This is a genomic window from Cellvibrio chitinivorans (genome assembly GCF_035117775.1).
In the GTDB taxonomy this organism is placed as follows: Bacteria; Pseudomonadota; Gammaproteobacteria; order Pseudomonadales; family Cellvibrionaceae; genus Cellvibrio; species Cellvibrio chitinivorans.
In genome coordinates this window covers 39,888-55,774 of record NZ_JAYKKN010000008.1, presented here as the reverse complement: position 1 = coordinate 55,774, position 15,887 = coordinate 39,888, and the positions used below count along the sequence as shown (strand labels likewise).

Sequence of the window (15,887 nt, the reverse complement as noted above, 5' to 3'; positions counted from 1 at the left end):
CCGCTTCTACTCCGCGGTTTTTTGGGGTTGCTATGTAAAGTTACATTTTGTCGCGCGGTAAGCTCCAGGCAAACCAGATTTTTTGGGTCCATTGCACAAGCGCAAAAAGCGAAAGACTGATCGCCGATAATAAAAGCAAAGCGGCAAAGGCTTGCGGCACTTTAAAAAACGACGTGGAGAATTGCACAAAATATCCAAGCCCCTGTTCGGCCGCGACAAACTCCGCTATCACTGCACCGATTACCGCTAAGGTAATGGCAACTTTTAGTCCGCTAAAAATATGTGGGATGGCATAGGGCAGGCGAATCTGCCAAATTTCTTTTACCGGTGATGCGCGCAGGGATTTGGAAAGTTCAATTAATTCTGGTGGTGTAGCCAACATACCCGTGGTGGCAGAAACCACAAGTGGAAAGAAGGTAATTAAACACGTAATTGCCAAACGCGGGGCATCGCCTGCACCCAGAATTACAATTAACAATGGTGCAATCGCAACCACCGGTGTGGACTGCACAATAATTAATAGCGGAAACAAGGTCTTCGTCAAAAAAGCAGAGCGCACCATCATTATCGCCAAGGGAATACTTAACATTATCGATAGCGCAAAACCAATGAGAGCAATTTTTAAGGTGGCCCATGCATGTTCCAACCAACGCACTGCGTCCACCTCAAAAAATGCGTGAGCGATAGTGCTGGGCGATGGCAAAATAAATTCGGGAATCGAAAATAACCAACAACACAATTGCCATAAGGGAATCAGTGCGAGCAATGCCATCAAGGGCAATAACTTCTGTAGTTGCGTTAAATACTGGGAGCAGAGTATTTTCATTGGGCTTCTCATATTTAATCGGTAATTATGCGAGCGTTAGACGGCGAGAGTTTGCGATCTTTTGTCCGCTTGAGGCTGTGATTGAGTTTGTGACTGGGAATTATTCCCGTAAATATGTGCGCGTATACGGCGGGTGTAGTTGCTAAAAGCGGGTATCTGCATTGTGTCCAAACTGCGCGGGCGCGGCAGCTCAATAGCAATCTGTTCCAGCAGGCGTCCGGGGCGAGCGCTCATTACCAATACCTTATCGGCGAGCAAAACCGCTTCCGAAATGGAGTGAGTGATAAATAAAACGGTTTTGGGTTTTTCTTCCCAAATGCGCAGTAATTCAAAACCCATTTCTTCGCGGGTTAATGCATCCAGCGCTGAAAAAGGTTCATCCATAATTAAAATGTCCGGGTCTAATAACAGTGCGCGCGCAATTCCCACTCGCTGTTGCATACCGCCAGAAAGTTGATCGGGCAGGCGATCAATAAAATCGTTCAGGCCAACAGTATTGATTAATTGTTTGGCGTAGGCGCGATCTTTGTCGGTAACTTTTCCGTATTTGTGGTGCAGCGGAAAAAGAACATTATCGAGTACCGATTTCCACGGCAGCAGTGTTGGTTTTTGAAACACTATGCCTACATCGTCGCGCGGTTGCGTCACTTGCTGATTAAAAACCTCAACCTTGCCTTCGCTCGGGCTTAATAGTCCGCTGAGTAAACGCAGCAATGTAGATTTACCACAACCGGATGGACCGACGACGGCGACAAATTCATGCCGATGAATATCGAAACTGACCTCGGTTAAGGCTTGCATGTGACCGCCCTGTGCGAGTGGATAGCGGTGGCCTACCTGATTAAAACTGACAAAAGGTTTCATTGTGCAGATGCCTCCGCAGTGGCAATCTCGCTGCGAGGCGCCGCTAGAAAATCACGCTTAATTGCTGTTTCCGGGTTAAAACTATCCACTGCTAATTGCTGCCCTTTGGCTGTCCATTCCCAAGTGGTTGCCAGGCGTGTTGGCTCAAATACTCCCAAACCATCGCGTGCGCTAACCTCATTCACCACCAAATCGCGAATGGAATTTATGGTTGCTTCTGCTTCAGTAGCATCTACTTCTGGCACCATCTTGTGTACGGCTTGTGCAGATTCCAGCGGATGTTCCCATGTGTAGGCAACAGCTTTGGCGTATGCGCGTAAAAAGCGGCGTGCAACATCGGGGCGTTCGTTTAAAAATTTATCACTGGCGATGACTGAGGTTGAATAAAACTCCAGACCTGCATCGTGCCAGGGAATGATGCGCAAATTTTTCCCCGCTTTTTTGGCTTGCTGAATATTGCGCACGCTGTCGGTGATCCATGAAATCTCTACATCAGTTCTACCCATAATCAACATAGGGTTGAGCGCACCAGGGTCGGCTTTAATTAATTGAATCGAGTTTTGATCAACTCCATTTGTCGATAACAGCAGTGGCAAAAATATATTGGCGGAGGTAAATGCGGAGGTTGCAATTTTTTTACCGGCTACATCGGCAACGGTTTTTACGGGCGATGAATCCAGCACATAAAATGCGTAAGGTGCTTTGCTAAATTGTGAGTAGATGGCACTGACCGGAACGGTTTGCCCCGCTTTGGCGAGCAAGAGCGCAACCAAATCGCTCAGGCCGACATCGCCATTGCCGGTGGCTAATTTACTGATGGCATCATTGGAACCGCGCCCTTGGGCGATGTTGACTTCCAATCCTTCTGCTGCAAAAAATCCGCGCTCTACACCGACATACACAGGGGCTTTATCGCCACCGGGTAGCCAGTCCAATTGAAAGGCCACTTTATCGAGTGCGTAACTGGTGTGTGCATAAAAACAACAGCTAAATAAGCTGAGTAGAGTGAAAAACCGGGTGGAAAATTTCATCGCTTTCTCCATTACACAGATGCGCAGAGCAATGCCTGCGCAAAATCAATGTTGTAAGGTCGAAGCTTGAAGTGGAGTTTTATAGCAGAGGGGTAGTGGCGGGGGAGAAGCTTATCTCATCGCCACACGTTGCTATAAGCCCACAAGGCTGCGACGTATGAACAATGAGCAATGTCCCGGTTTCTCGTAAAAGAGAGTTACCTAACAGCTTCTACTCAATACCCGATATTCAAAAATCAAAAAATATCGGGTTCGTTTAAGTTTTAGCAAACCTTATGCCAGCCGCGGAAACTGATGGCGTAGCTAAGGCTAACTATAGATGCGATAAGAAGTTTTTAATAAATTTTCTATTTATATCTGCTTCCCTAAAGCCAGATTTTTTATTGCTCTTGCACCAAAAAAATACGCTTAAAATTCTGCTTTGCACCAAATTGTATTTTATTTTTCTCATGCTGTTATTGTCTTGGCGTAAGCAAAATTCAATGTTATTAATAAAGGTAGTAAGAGTAGAAGCGGTCAGAGTTAACTCGGGACATTGCTCTTGAAATCGGCGGGAAACATTCCCGCCCTTTAACTCAGGAGTGAAGATGAATTATTTAATTAAAAATGCCCGCGCAATTTTTAGCCAATCTCATCCGGCAGCCAGCGACATTCGCATCAGCAATGGTGTAATTACTGAGCTCGGCCAGCAGCTTATCCCGCAGCAAAATGAAACGCTGATTGATGCCAGTGGTTGTAGCATTTATCCGGGGTTGGTGAATACTCATCACCATTTAGCGCAATCAATTTTAAAAGGTGTGCCTGCCGGATTAAATCAGGGCTTGGGCGATTGGCTTGCCTCTGTGCCTTATAAGTTTTGGCCAAAAATCACACCGGAACTGATGTATCACGCCGCGCGCCTCGGTTTGTATGAACTCTTGCGCTCGGGCGCAACTACTTGCGCAGATCATCATTATTTATATCACGCGACCTCATCGCCCGAAGTGGAAGCGGCGCTTTGGCAAGCGGCAGATGAATTGGGAATTCGTTTGGTATTGTGTCGGGGCAGCGCCACCGAGCGCGGCACCCATCGCGGCTTGCGCGATAGCGGCATCGAACCTGAAACAGTGGAGCAGGTCATTGCGCGCTTGGAGCAGAGCCGCAGTAAGTATCACCAAACAAATTATTCACTCCAATATGGCGTTGTACCCATGCGCCAATTGGTTGTTGCGCCCACCAGTTTGATTCACTCAGCAAGCCGCAATGATTTAATCGCGCTCGCTGAATATGCGCGCGCACAGGGTTTGAAAATGCACTCGCATTTATTGGAAGTGGAATTTGATGAGCAACAAGCGCAAACCAAATACGGCATGAGTGCAATCGATTATGCCGCGAGTTGTCATTGGCTCGGCAGCGATGTTTGGTTTGCGCACTTGGTAAAAAGCGATGCACATGCAATCGATCTACTCGCGCAAACCAAAACCGGCATCGCCCATTGCCCCACATCCAATTGCCGTTTGGGCAGCGGCATAGCCCCTGTGATTGCCATGCAACAAGCGGGCGTACCGATTAGTATCGGCGTCGATGGTTCTGCATCTTCAGAATCAGCATCAATGCTGCAGGAATTAAATCTCGCGTGGCTATTACACCGCAGCCAGCATGGCCCTGCGGCAACCAATGTTGAAATGGTAATTAACTGGGGCAGTCATAGCGGCGCACAAATTTTAGGTTTGCAAAACCTCGGAAAATTAGCGGTCGGCTACGCCGCCGATTTAGTTATTTACGATTTACAACAACCTCGTTTCGCCGGAGTGCACAGCCCACTGGAAGCACCGCTAATCTGCGGCGAACCCGTAACCATCAAGCACAGTTTTATCAACGGCAAACCAGTTGTCAGCAACAATCAAGTACACACAATCGACATAGAAAAACTCACCGCCGATGTACAGCAATCAGTTAAAACACTTATAAACCTAGTGTAAAACCCATCCCTCAATACCAAGGCGGCCACAGTGCCGCCTTTTCTTTTTTGCTCCACTCAAATATCGCAAGGTAATAACCTGTAATTCCGGCTGGCGGTAAATTCATTCATAGTCTTTAATTGAATTTTCGTAGCTAATGTACCCGTAGGTTGCGGCGGGCCTTGCAGGCTGAGCTTGCGAACATCAACAAGCTGAAGGGCTATTGGAGGGAGAACATTGGAAATATCAAGGTTAACACTTAAAAAATTCCGTGCTTACAAAAGCTCATAACAAATAAATAATATGGATGCAGAAAAACTGCTTCGGAGTTAGGACATTTGAGGAAATTATGCGACCGAAATCAAATACGCTTTTTCATTTTACCAAGAACATAGAAACTCTGAAATTAATCTTGGAACATGGCTTTTGGCCTCGTTATTGTTTAGAAGACATAAGCTGGCTCGGATACGATAAGTTCGACTATATTGCGTACCCAATGGTTTGCTTTTGTGACATTCCGCTATCAAGAATTTCTGAGCATATAGGGTTTTACGGTGAGTTTGGATTAGGTCTTACTAGGCAGTGGGGTCATCTGAATGGTTTGAATCCAATTCTCTATAGCGCAGGAAATAACAATCTAACAAATTCGTTTAGAGGCCTAAATGATCACTCCAACAAATTAGAGGGTGAAGATATCGAGTTATGCAAGACAACCATGAGGTATTTGCTTGCATACACAAAACCAACTAGTGGGAAAATGGTTATCGATGGGGTTCCTGTAGAAAAAGAATTTTATCAAGAATCTGAATGGCGCTATGTTCCACAACATGAGGAAATTAAGCCATATATAAGAAAGTCAAAGTTTGAAAATAAAGACAATTTGGATATTGAGAACTCTTTAACTAAAGAAAATTGTACGATTAAATTTGGGCCAGGTGACATACGTTATATTTTTGTAAAGTCAGATGCCGATATTCCAAATATAATAAATTTCATTCACGCTGCACTTGGTAATATTTCTGTTGTTGAGCAAAAAGTTTTAATGAGTCGTGTTGTTTCACTAGAAAGCCTGAGTATAGATTTGTAGCCCGTAGGTACGATTAGCGCAGCGTAATCGTACGTATGAAAATTCTATAAACAAGATTAAATAGATAATAGCGAACAAATAAAGCTGGAATTTTTCTGCAAACTGGTTCGGGGTTAACTGTGTGGAAATTCGGGCGGGGAATTGCATTCGTACGATTACGCTGCGCTAATCGAACCTACATTGTTTTTTATAAATATTCGCCTTGACCGATATCTGACATTTCAAAAACCTTAAAAATTTATGACCAATCACAAAATCTTCACCACTGCTTTTAGCAAAGTCTATCCGCTTTATGTGAATAAGGCTGAGCGGAAAAATCGCACTCAGGATGAGGTTGATCAAATTATTTGTTGGTTGACGGGTTACGATCATGCGGGTTTGCAAGAGCAGATTGTGCAGGAGAAAACATTTGAAGAGTTTTTTGCGCAAGCACCGACATTTAACGCCAATGCTGCACTGATAAAAGGTGTTGTCTGCGGTGTGCGGGTGGAGGAGGTTGACGACCCGCTTATGCAGAAAATCCGTTATTTAGACAAACTGATTGATGAGCTTGCTAAAGGCAAGGCGATGGAAAAAATTCTGCGCAGTTAAACATTTCTGATTTATTTTCTCCCTCGCAATAGTCCAAATGCCACAGCGGTTAGCGCCAGTGGTACAAAGGAAACCCACAGCACAACACTCCAGCCGTATACACCAAGAATCGCGCCTGAGGAAAATGAGCCGATGGCCATTAGGCCGAACACAATAAAATCATTTAATGATTGCACGCGATTTTTTTCTTCTGGTGTGTGGCATTCCAGCACCCAGGCCGAAGCGCCGAGAAAACCAAAGTTCCAACCTACACCTAATAAAATAAGCATCCACCAAAAGTGGGCTACGTCTACACCGCCAAGCCCAATGACGGTAGATATGGCGGTTAACAGCAAACCCGATACAGCTATTTTTATCGCACCAAAACGGCTGATGAGTTTTCCGGTGAAAAAGCTTGGGGCGTACATTGCGATCACATGCCACTGCAAACCTAAATTGGCACTGGCGTGGGAGTGGCCGTGCATATGCATCGCCAGAGGTGCGGCGGTCATTAAAAAATTCATCAGCATGTAAGAGATAGCGCCGCAGGCCGCCGCTGCAATAAATGCAGGTTGTTTGATAATAGTGGCGAGCGGGCGCCCGCCAGAAACATCTGTACGGGAGGGTTTTGGCAGGCGCACACCAAATAAAATTACAGCGGAAATCGCAGCAACCAATGCTTGAATTAAAAAAGTTGCTGCGTATAAATGCGCTGGCCACAGCTCCATTGTGTGAGTGACTAATTGCGGCCCCACAATGCCAGCGGCGACACCGCCAGCCATCACCAGCGACAGCGCTTGCGGTTTACGCGCAGCGGGCACGCCATCGGTCGCGGCAAAACGAAACGATAAAACCACTGCCGCGTAGGTGCCGCCAAATAGCATCGCAAAACAAAATAACCAAAATGATGCGTTAATCATGGCGAGCATAGAGAGCAACCCAACCAAAACACCAGCGCTAGTTCCCACTAAAAATGTAGTGCGACGACCAAAGCGTTCAGAGATAACACCCGCAGGCAAAATACATAGCGCCATACCCACAACAAAAATGGAAATCGGCAAGGTGGCCAAGACTGCCGATGGCGCCAACATGCTCCCGACAATCGCGCCGGTTGCATAAACCACCACGGCATTTGCCCCAGCCAAAGCTTGGGCGAGTGTGAGCCGCCAAATATTATTGCGCTGATCTTTTTCGCTAAGTTCAAAATCCGATGGGGTGTGATTGTGATTGCGGGGGTTTGTTTGAGTCTTGTTCATTCGTGAGTGATCAAAAGTTAATAGTCAGATTCTTAAGAGGTATAGATTATATACCTGGCCTTTAGAGTGATTGCATCCAGCGTGTTTTACGCGGGATAATACTGGTTACTTAACCAGATGTTGTCGCCTCGCCATGACCAATGCCTTTTTATTAACCCGCCAGTGGCGCGATACCCGCGAGGGGATTGTGCTTGATTTATGGTGGGCGACGGAGCAGGGCAGTTGTTGGACGCAAATCACGCAGCAGGAAATGGTGTTTTTTGTGCTGCGCGAGGATGCAGCGCAGATTCAAACGCTTATCAAACACTTGCGTCGCTGGCGCATGGCCGAAGTTGAATTAAAAACCTTTCTGAATAAATCCGTAAACGCGCTCTATTTTCACAGCCAACGCAGTGCACGCGATGCGCAGGATATTTTCCGGCAACATGGCATTGATTGTTGGGAGAGCGATATTCGCCCGCCTGAACGTTATTTAATGGAGCGGTTTATTACTGCTGCCGCGCAATTTGATATTCCTGCAGACAATATTTCTCATCCCGCCCAGCCGTTAATAAATCCGCGCCTTGCGCCTTTAGCTGAAACACAAAGCCATTGGCGACCTGAGCTGCGCATGCTTTCGCTCGATATTGAAACCTCGATGGATGCCAAACAACTTTATTCGATTGGTGTTTGGGGGGATGCCGATAAAAAAGTATTTATGGTGGGCGAGGGCGGTAGCAATCAGTCTGATTGGTTAGTGTATTGCGCCGATGAAAAAACGTGCCTTCTGGCTTTTTTTGATTTTGTGCAGTCTATTGACCCGGATATTTTGATCGGTTGGAATCTGGTGCAATTTGATTTGCTGGTGCTGGAAAATATCTGCCAGCGCTTAAAAATAGAATTGCAATTGGGGCGCGCTAATCAATCCATTCACTGGCGCCATGAAGAAGGCGATGGCGGGCGCAGTTTTGTCGTAATTCCCGGACGGGTTGCACTGGATGGTATCGAATTATTAAAAGCGGCGAATTATCGCTATGAAAGTTATTCGCTACAAAATATCGCACAGGAATTATTGGGCGAAGGAAAACTTATTGCAGGGAAAGATCGCGGCGATGATATTACCCAATTGTTCAAAACCGATAAGCAAGCGCTGGCCGAATACAATCTGCGCGACTGCGAACTGGTGTGGAATATTTTTGTGCAGCAGGAGTTGCTCGCGTTTGCGATGGAGCGCAGCCAATTAACCGGTTTGCTGTTGGATCGCATCGGCGGCTCGGTTGCTGCGTTTGAATATTTGTATTTGCCGCGCTTGCACAGGCGTGGTTATGTCGCACCGAATTTGGGTGAGTTGGAATCGGATGTGATCAGCCCTGGCGGTTATGTAATGAACTCGCGCCCGGGAATTTACGACAATGTGTTAGTGCTTGATTTTAAAAGTCTGTACCCGAGTATCATCCGCACTTTTTTAATCGACCCCTGCGCCTATTGGTTGGCGCAACATAATCACATGGATGAAGCCCTGCGCGTAGAAGGCTTTAATGATGCTTATTTTGCGCGCGATGGACATATATTACCGCAGGTGATTGAGCAGTTATCGGCTGCGCGCGACCGCGCCAAGCAACATAAAAATGCACCGCTCTCCCACGCCATCAAAATCATTATGAATTCGTTTTACGGTGTGCTCGGTTCAACTGGATGCCGCTTTTTTGATCCACGTGTATGCAGTTCCATCACCCTGCGCGGCCATGAAATTATCCAGCGCAGCCGCGAGTGGATTGAGCAGCAGGGTTATGCGGTTATTTATGGCGATACAGATTCGCTCTTTGTCTGGCTGGAAAATAATTGCGTGGGCAAGCCGCCAAAAGATGCGGCACTGTGCAATAAAATCGGCGCGCGTTTGGCAAAAGAATTAAATAGCTGGTGGCAAACAAGCTTGCGCGACGAATTTAATATCAAAAGCGCATTGGAGATTCAGTACGAAACTCACTACCTGCGCTTTTTAATGCCGACCATGCGCGGCTCTGAATTAGGTACGAAGAAACGCTACGCCGGATTGATCGAACAAAATGGCCAGCGCGAAATGGTGTTTAAAGGTTTGGAGAATGTGCGCACCGATTGGACGCAACTGGCCAAGGATTTTCAGCTCGCGCTCTATCGCAAAATTTTTGATGGCGAAGACTATCTGGATTTTGTGCGCACCACTAATGATGAAGTGCTCGCCGGTAAGCGGGACTTGGAATTAATTTATCGCAAGCGGTTGCGTCGCCATCTACATGAATATCAAAAAAATGTGCCGCCCCATGTGCAGGCTGCGCGCAAATATGTGCAGCTGACTGGCGAAACCCTAAGGCGCGGCGACTGGATTAGTTATCTCATCACTACCAATGGCCCCGAGCCTGTTGGTTCTTACGAGGTGCATATGAATTGGCTGCAGAGCCCGATTGATTATCAGCACTATATTAATAAGCAGCTATCGCCAGTGGCCGACAGTATTTTGCATTTTATGGATGAGTCGCTGGAGCAATTGGTGGAGAACCAGTTATCCCTGTTTGGCTGATGTGTGCATCGCTTGTTATGGATAAGGGCTTCGGGCTATATTCCGCCTCCCGTCATCACTAACAGGCATTACGATGGAAGAAATACTCGAACTCCTGCGCGATCACAACGAACCAGTGCCAGTGCCGCTGGATTTGCCCGATGAAGACACACTGGTCGAGATTGAAGAAGAGATTCTTCTGCCCATCCCGCGCGATGTACGCACCTTTCTGCTGGAAGCCAGCGATGTGGTCTACGGCACTATCGAGCCGGTAACCGCTGCCGATCCTAACTCTCACACCTATTTACCCGAAGTTACCGCCACCGCTTGGGCGATGGGCGTGCCGCGCCATTTGTTGCCTATCTGCGAAGTGAACGGCAGTTACTACTGCGTAGAGCCGGACGGAGAGGTGGTTTATTGGCGCGATGGTGATCTGGCCGATGAAACCTGGGCGTCCGTCTGGCAATGGGTGCGGGATGTCTGGCTTGAGTCCTGAGCCTTATAGCGAATCTTTGCGGCCGCTATTTCGATAAGTTGTATAAGGTCACGAAAATGGATTTTGGTGACAGAGCTTTTCACAAAGCTGGGCTACACTAAATCTCCCTGTTTCCATTTTTGAACAAATAAATCGTGGTTGCTGTGCATAAAATCATCCCATTTCTAGCGCTTTCGTTACTGGCTTTTGCCAGCGTTCCGCTATGGGCTGAAGGAAATATGCAACCCGCGACTGAAACTTCGGCGCAGGAATCCAGCCTTGAGGATTTTGAGGCGCATGTGCGCCGTGTGGCTGAAAAAACCGCTGCCGAAGAAAAGGCGCGCCGTGAGCAGGAGCGATTAGCGGCTGAAGCGGCGGCCAGTAAACAACCCTTCAAGTTCTTTAAGTATCAGAAAGATGGCGCAGTGACCTTTTCTGATCGCCAACCGAAAAAGGCGGCTTACGAAGTTATCGTCTACACCTCTTGTTTCGCTTGTAATCCCTTGTCGCGAGTAGATTGGCGTGGCGTAAAGCTCTATATGACCGAGTTCACCTATCTAATCACTCAAGCGGCGCAGCGGCATGGTGTTGACCCAGCACTGGTACGCGCGGTGATTCATGCTGAATCCAACTTCAACCCGCTGGCGCGTTCACGCAAAGGGGCGATGGGGTTGATGCAGCTGATGCCGGGAACCGCCAGCGATATGGGGGTGAGTGATACCAGCAATGCGGCGCAGAACATTGAGGGTGGGGTTAAATACCTTGCGTATTTACTTAAGCGATTTGATGGCAGCATCACTATGGCAACAGCCGCTTACAACGCCGGGCCGGGAGCGGTAGAAAAGTATCGCGGCGTCCCTCCGTTTGAAGAAACCAAGACCTACGTTTTCCGTGTGAACATCCTGCATCAGCGCTATAAAAACCAAATGGTGCTGGCGCGCAATTAAGGCATTTCTCCGCTTTTACGTCCCTCGCTTTTACTTCTTTTGCTTTCCCATACCTTCCTTATATTGTTTCCATTCCCTATCTCGCCACTCAAAACCACCAGTTTGATGGACTGCTCATAGCTATTAATTCTAATTTTGGCGCCAAATAAAGCTCAAAAAAACAGCATTTTTGCCGCTATAGAGGCTAACCCGCATTTTTCGCTGTTATTGCGCGTGCGGTTTCTATGGATCTTCACAATAGCGGATGGCTTTATGATTATTTCCAATGCCCAAATTGGTATGGCTGCACAGCGGGATTATCGCGAAGAGCTACATGTGACCGAACAGTTGGAGTTTTGGCGCGACCAACCCGTGATGCTTGAACCCACGAGGGCGGAGGTGATATTGCCACCTGAGCCTGAGGTTGATCTCTCGCAAGCGGGCTCGCTCTTGGCGATGTACAGGATTAGCGAGACGCTCGATTTGACGGGCTCTATGGATTCGCGCACCCGACTGAACAAAATCATTATCGAATCTATGTATAAGGCCATCACCGGAGCGGAGTTGAGAGTGACCAGTGTTGGCGATTTGCGTGCAAAACAGGGCTCCAAGGTGGAAAGCTTGTCAGTGGATACTGCGCCTCCATCGTCGGCCGTGGCGCAGGCTGCCGCACAACTGACGGTCGTTCGCAGTGCTGGCCCCGGGTTGATTTATCAACGCCATGAGCGCTATCAGGAGCAGGAATCTATGCGCTTTCAGGCTGTCGGCGTTGTGCATACGGCGGACGGGCGAGAGATAGATTTTTCGGTGGCGATGAAAATGAGCCGCGAGTTTGTACAGGAGTCCAATTTACAGATTGAAGCAGGCAGTAAAAAAGTTGATCCGCTGGTTATTAATTTCGATGGCTTGGGCGCTGCACTAAGCCAAACGCGTTTTGAGTTTGACTTGGATTCAGATGGTACCGCTGAACAGATCGCCAGTTTGCGTCCGGGCAGCGGCTATTTGGCGTTGGACCGCAATGGCGACGGCAGTATTAATAACGGCAGTGAGCTATTCGGCCCTAGCAGTGGCCGCGGTTTTGCCGAGCTTGCTGCTTATGATGAAGATGGCAACAATTTTATCGACGAGGGCGATAGCATTTATCACCAGTTGCGTATTTGGTCGATGAATGAAGATGGTTCGACCCAACTAATGGCTTTGGGCGATAAAAATATCGGCGCAATTTTTCTGGGGCATGTGACATCATCATTTCAATTAAAGGATGAACAAAATAATTCGCTCGGTGAAGTGGTCAATTCCGGCGTTTATTTAACTGAAGATGGCAAGGTTGGAGTGGTGCAGGAAATTAATTTAACGGTGTGATTTGATCTTTTATAAAAAAATGGCGACGGAGTAACACTCGGTCGCCATTTTTTTTTGCCGATTTTTTTGCCGATCTTTTTAATGCTAATAAATTTAAATTTTAGAATGCGCCCAGCGTGGTGGTTGCAGTTGCGGTGTTCAGAGAATTATTGCTGCCACTTTCCCATACCACACCTGCCGCTGCATTATTTTCTTCGCGCTTCACACATTTCCATTCAATTGCAGTGTTCGCGGGTAACTGAATTGTGCCTGTCCAGGTCGGATAGCTCGTGGGTGAAAGTTTTATCGCAGAAGCTGGAGCCCAGTTGCCGAGTGTTGCGTGATTGCCTGTGACATAAACACTTTGTCCGTTATAGGTTATACCGTTTTGGCAGGTGAAGTTAACACTAACGTTCGCCGATACAGAGCTGGATGCTGCGCTTGAGTTATTTGCACTGCTTGCTGTGAATGATGAGGCGCTACTTGCTGTGCTCGATGGAGCAGAGCTACTGGCAGTGGTTGGTGTAATTGAATATTGCAAGCTCGCATCATTAAAAGTGATGTTGTAGGTGCCTGCGGTTGTTACAGCAATATCATTACCACCCGCATCTGCAATTAAATCGCTGTTGTTGTTGCCCCAGTTATTAACCCAGTTGCCGTAGGCATCGAACTTAAAACGATCCGTGCTGCTCCCGCTAAAGGTTGCGCTGCCAACCCAAATACCGCTGGCGCAATTCATATCAGTACTGCTCCAGTTATTAAAAGTGCCGCGCATTTTCATGGAAGAGTAAACACAGTTGTTGCCTGTTACAGTGCCGTTTTTTGCTTGCACGTGAATAGCGGCTGCACTTTTTGCTGCAACATTAAATGTTGCTGTGCCATCAGCAGCAACAGTAATACTGCTGCCTGTGCAACTACCGTTAACAAAATCACCGGCAATCACATTGCAATAGCTACCTGCGGCCAAACCGGTTTGCAGTGTCACGCTCATGCTGTTGTTTTCACCGTTGATGACAACAAAGCCGAGGCTGCCGCGCCCAAATGCAATTTGGTTTGCGCCGTTGTCCCACCAATTGGATAAATAAAATGCGTCTTTAGTGGCGTTGCGAAAGCCAACCATATTGGCAATTTCACGGTTGCGATGTTCACACAGCCAGCCGTTATTACAGGCGCTTGCGCCGCTGCTTGGTGGGCCTTGGTCGTGATCGCTCCAGTCATAACTGGACATTACTTTTGGATAACCGTAGGGAAATGCCAGTGTAAATACATGCGCAATGTTATTAACGTTCATGCCATCTTTATGCGTGATTGTATTGGCGGTGTTTTGACGTTGGTTATCGTGGTTTGCGACAAATACAACTGCATCGCTGCTCGGAACCCAGCCACTCCAGGTGCCTATGTTGCGCAAATCTTTTAATTGCGCGCGACCTTTAAAGTAATGCCCGATTGTATTGGTGAAATTAAATTCGGTTACGTCGCCGATATAAGTATATTGCGCCGGCGTAATTGGTTCATTAGCTGCGCCAATTACTTCCTGAAAAATATAAGGTGATCCATTTAACCGACTGACAATGTTGGCGATATCGCCGTGGGGAATATGTTTGGCTGCATCGAAGCGAAAACCCGCAACGCCCATGCTGGATAAATCATTTAGATAAGCAGCGATTTTTCCGCGTACATAATCAGATTCGGTTTTTAAATCATTTAATCCAACCAAATCACAATTTTGAACTTGCCATGCATTGGTGTAATCAATATTGCTGGTACAGCTATGAAAATCATTTGTGCCGTAAGGCACTTCAGGGAAGTTACGATTACCTGCGGACATGTGATTGATAACAGCATCGACATAAATATCAACACCTACGGCCTTACAGCGCGCAACCATACTTGCAAATTCTGCGCGTGTACCAGAGCGACCTTCAATGGAATAACTCACAGGTTGATAGCGTGTCCACCAAGCATTTCCGCTCACGGATTTTTGCGGTGGCGATACTTGTACCGCGGCGTAACCTTTCGGAGCTAGAACATTTTCGCATTCGGATGCGATGTCATTCCATTGCCATTCAAATAAATGCACAAATGCCGTTTGTGCATGTACAGGAATAGAAACTAACGGGGATAGCAAACAAGCAAACAAAAGTTTGGGGAGTGTTTTCATGGTGATTTACCGAAGTTTTAGTGATTATGTTTATTAGGTTTGTATGCATGTCAGGCATGCAACAACAACTTCCGAAATCAGAATAAGTGAAATTAGAAAAAGAAAAAGTTTGAATACGTATGCAGAAGTAAGAATTATTTGCGGCTGTAATTCAGAAGAGGCATTAGATGCCGAATAGCTGGGATTGGAGAAAAATTTCAATAAGCCCCATGCGGGGCTCATTGAGTGGTCAAAGCTTTTTTATGTATTTAGAAACCAGCACAAACGAATTACTTAGCTGACAATACTTGAGCTTTTGCTTCACTCGCAACAGGAGTAGAAACACGGTTTTTCAGCACAACGGTATCGCCTTTAGCCAAAGAATCCAGAGTCATTACACGACCTTTAGAGGTAGCTACTTTTGCACCTTTTACTACGTTGAAGGTTTTTGTTGCGCCATCTTTGGTAGTGATAGTGATGGTGTTTTCAACAGAGTCTACTTTTGATACTACGCCTGGAACTTCTTTGTAAGAAGCGAAGGCTTCTGCGTTTGCCATTACTGACAAGGTTGACAGGCTAGCCAGAGATACAACAGCAACAACTTTAGAAACAAATGATTTAGTCATGATAAAAACCTCAGAAGGAAAAATTTACTAACAATGTTTAACTGCACCCACGGACGAATTATAGGCATGTTACGTTACCTTTTTGTTACTTTAAGTTACGATTTTTAAGATTGTTTTTGCGCAAAAACGGAAAAATTGATCGTTTTTATTCATATAATGAATATAAAAACAAAGTTAGATTTCTTAATGTTATTAAAAGCATGGTTTTGGGGCATTTTTCAGAATCGATGTTACTTTGTGTAATATTTTGGTGATTTTGTGTGTTTTGCTCTGGTGCGCAACCGACAACG

13 protein-coding genes are annotated in these 15,887 nt (G+C 46.6%); 7 read left to right on the top strand and 6 right to left on the bottom strand.

The genetic code is table 11. The annotated features are described in order from the left end of the window. Nucleotides 1–40: 40 nt before the first annotated feature. The 3 genes from SPL68_RS16895 to SPL68_RS16885 are packed head-to-tail and all read right to left on the bottom strand — an operon-like array spanning nt 41 to nt 2,721. Nucleotides 41–826 carry an ABC transporter permease gene (locus tag SPL68_RS16895; protein ID WP_323816344.1) on the bottom strand — a complete coding sequence of 262 codons (786 nt, stop codon included), beginning with the start codon at nt 824–826 and terminating at the stop codon, nt 41–43. A 36-nt stretch (nt 827–862) separates the two neighbouring features. Continuing rightward, nucleotides 863–1,690 carry an ABC transporter ATP-binding protein gene (locus tag SPL68_RS16890; protein WP_323816343.1) on the bottom strand — a complete coding sequence of 276 codons (828 nt, stop codon included), beginning with the start codon at nt 1,688–1,690 and terminating at the stop codon, nt 863–865. Next, a complete protein-coding gene (locus SPL68_RS16885; protein WP_323816342.1) occupies nt 1,687–2,721 on the bottom strand; it encodes an ABC transporter substrate-binding protein in 1,035 nt (344 codons plus the stop codon). The genes SPL68_RS16890 and SPL68_RS16885 overlap by 4 nt, the downstream gene beginning before the upstream one ends. Before the next feature lie 587 nt (nt 2,722–3,308). Between SPL68_RS16885 and SPL68_RS16880 the strand changes: the two genes are divergently transcribed. The 3 genes from SPL68_RS16880 (at nt 3,309) to SPL68_RS16870 (ending at nt 6,339) form a co-directional block, all read left to right on the top strand. Continuing rightward, nucleotides 3,309–4,682 (top strand): amidohydrolase family protein, encoded by a 1,374-nt coding sequence (locus tag SPL68_RS16880; RefSeq protein WP_323816341.1) that lies wholly within the window; start codon nt 3,309–3,311, stop codon nt 4,680–4,682. A 328-nt stretch (nt 4,683–5,010) separates the two neighbouring features. Then, a complete protein-coding gene (locus tag SPL68_RS16875) occupies nt 5,011–5,748 on the top strand; it encodes an abortive infection system antitoxin AbiGi family protein (RefSeq protein ID WP_323816340.1) in 738 nt (245 codons plus the stop codon). A gap of 240 nt (nt 5,749–5,988) precedes the next feature. Beyond that, entirely contained in the window at nt 5,989–6,339 is a 351-nt protein-coding gene (locus SPL68_RS16870; protein WP_323816339.1) for a DUF2200 domain-containing protein, read from the top strand. An 11-nt stretch (nt 6,340–6,350) separates the two neighbouring features. Here the strand turns inward: SPL68_RS16870 and SPL68_RS16865 are convergent, their stop codons facing one another. Then, the gene (locus SPL68_RS16865) at nt 6,351–7,574 is read right to left on the bottom strand and encodes an MFS transporter (RefSeq protein WP_323816338.1); all 1,224 of its coding nucleotides are present in this window, start codon (nt 7,572–7,574) and stop codon (nt 6,351–6,353) included. A gap of 133 nt (nt 7,575–7,707) precedes the next feature. Between SPL68_RS16865 and SPL68_RS16860 the strand changes: the two genes are divergently transcribed. From SPL68_RS16860 to SPL68_RS16845, 4 genes are all read left to right on the top strand, one after another. Beyond that, a complete protein-coding gene (locus tag SPL68_RS16860; protein WP_323816337.1) occupies nt 7,708–10,110 on the top strand; it encodes a DNA polymerase II in 2,403 nt (800 codons plus the stop codon). A 73-nt stretch (nt 10,111–10,183) separates the two neighbouring features. Beyond that, nucleotides 10,184–10,585 (top strand): SMI1/KNR4 family protein, encoded by a 402-nt coding sequence (locus SPL68_RS16855; RefSeq protein WP_323816336.1) that lies wholly within the window; start codon nt 10,184–10,186, stop codon nt 10,583–10,585. A 143-nt stretch (nt 10,586–10,728) separates the two neighbouring features. Next, a complete protein-coding gene (locus SPL68_RS16850; RefSeq protein ID WP_323816335.1) occupies nt 10,729–11,511 on the top strand; it encodes a lytic transglycosylase domain-containing protein in 783 nt (260 codons plus the stop codon). Between the two features lie 252 nt (nt 11,512–11,763). After that, complete coding sequence (locus SPL68_RS16845) at nt 11,764–12,852, top strand: hypothetical protein (protein ID WP_323816334.1); 1,089 nt, start codon at nt 11,764–11,766, stop codon at nt 12,850–12,852. Nucleotides 12,853–12,952: 100 nt separating this feature from the next. Here the strand turns inward: SPL68_RS16845 and SPL68_RS16840 are convergent, their stop codons facing one another. Together SPL68_RS16840 and SPL68_RS16835 are read right to left on the bottom strand one after the other, a co-directional pair. Beyond that, on the bottom strand, nt 12,953–14,992 hold the full coding sequence (locus SPL68_RS16840; RefSeq protein ID WP_323816333.1) for a carbohydrate-binding module family 20 domain-containing protein: 2,040 nt from the start codon (nt 14,990–14,992) through the stop codon (nt 12,953–12,955). 269 nt (nt 14,993–15,261) lie between these two features. Further along, nucleotides 15,262–15,597 (bottom strand): hypothetical protein, encoded by a 336-nt coding sequence (locus SPL68_RS16835; protein WP_323816332.1) that lies wholly within the window; start codon nt 15,595–15,597, stop codon nt 15,262–15,264. Nucleotides 15,598–15,887 lie beyond the last annotated feature (290 nt).

What these genes read in the sequence shown, in the direction of transcription:
- SPL68_RS16895 (WP_323816344.1), bottom strand. Translation starts at nt 826, where the DNA reads ATGAAAATACTCTGCTCCCAGTATTTAACGCAACTACAGAAGTTATTG.
- SPL68_RS16890 (WP_323816343.1), bottom strand. Translation starts at nt 1,690, where the DNA reads ATGAAACCTTTTGTCAGTTTTAATCAGGTAGGCCACCGCTATCCACTC.
- SPL68_RS16885 (WP_323816342.1), bottom strand. Translation starts at nt 2,721, where the DNA reads ATGAAATTTTCCACCCGGTTTTTCACTCTACTCAGCTTATTTAGCTGT.
- SPL68_RS16880 (WP_323816341.1), top strand. Translation starts at nt 3,309, where the DNA reads ATGAATTATTTAATTAAAAATGCCCGCGCAATTTTTAGCCAATCTCAT.
- SPL68_RS16875 (WP_323816340.1), top strand. Translation starts at nt 5,011, where the DNA reads ATGCGACCGAAATCAAATACGCTTTTTCATTTTACCAAGAACATAGAA.
- SPL68_RS16870 (WP_323816339.1), top strand. Translation starts at nt 5,989, where the DNA reads ATGACCAATCACAAAATCTTCACCACTGCTTTTAGCAAAGTCTATCCG.
- SPL68_RS16865 (WP_323816338.1), bottom strand. Translation starts at nt 7,574, where the DNA reads ATGAACAAGACTCAAACAAACCCCCGCAATCACAATCACACCCCATCG.
- SPL68_RS16860 (WP_323816337.1), top strand. Translation starts at nt 7,708, where the DNA reads ATGACCAATGCCTTTTTATTAACCCGCCAGTGGCGCGATACCCGCGAG.
- SPL68_RS16855 (WP_323816336.1), top strand. Translation starts at nt 10,184, where the DNA reads ATGGAAGAAATACTCGAACTCCTGCGCGATCACAACGAACCAGTGCCA.
- SPL68_RS16845 (WP_323816334.1), top strand. Translation starts at nt 11,764, where the DNA reads ATGATTATTTCCAATGCCCAAATTGGTATGGCTGCACAGCGGGATTAT.
- SPL68_RS16840 (WP_323816333.1), bottom strand. Translation starts at nt 14,992, where the DNA reads ATGAAAACACTCCCCAAACTTTTGTTTGCTTGTTTGCTATCCCCGTTA.
- SPL68_RS16835 (WP_323816332.1), bottom strand. Translation starts at nt 15,597, where the DNA reads ATGACTAAATCATTTGTTTCTAAAGTTGTTGCTGTTGTATCTCTGGCT.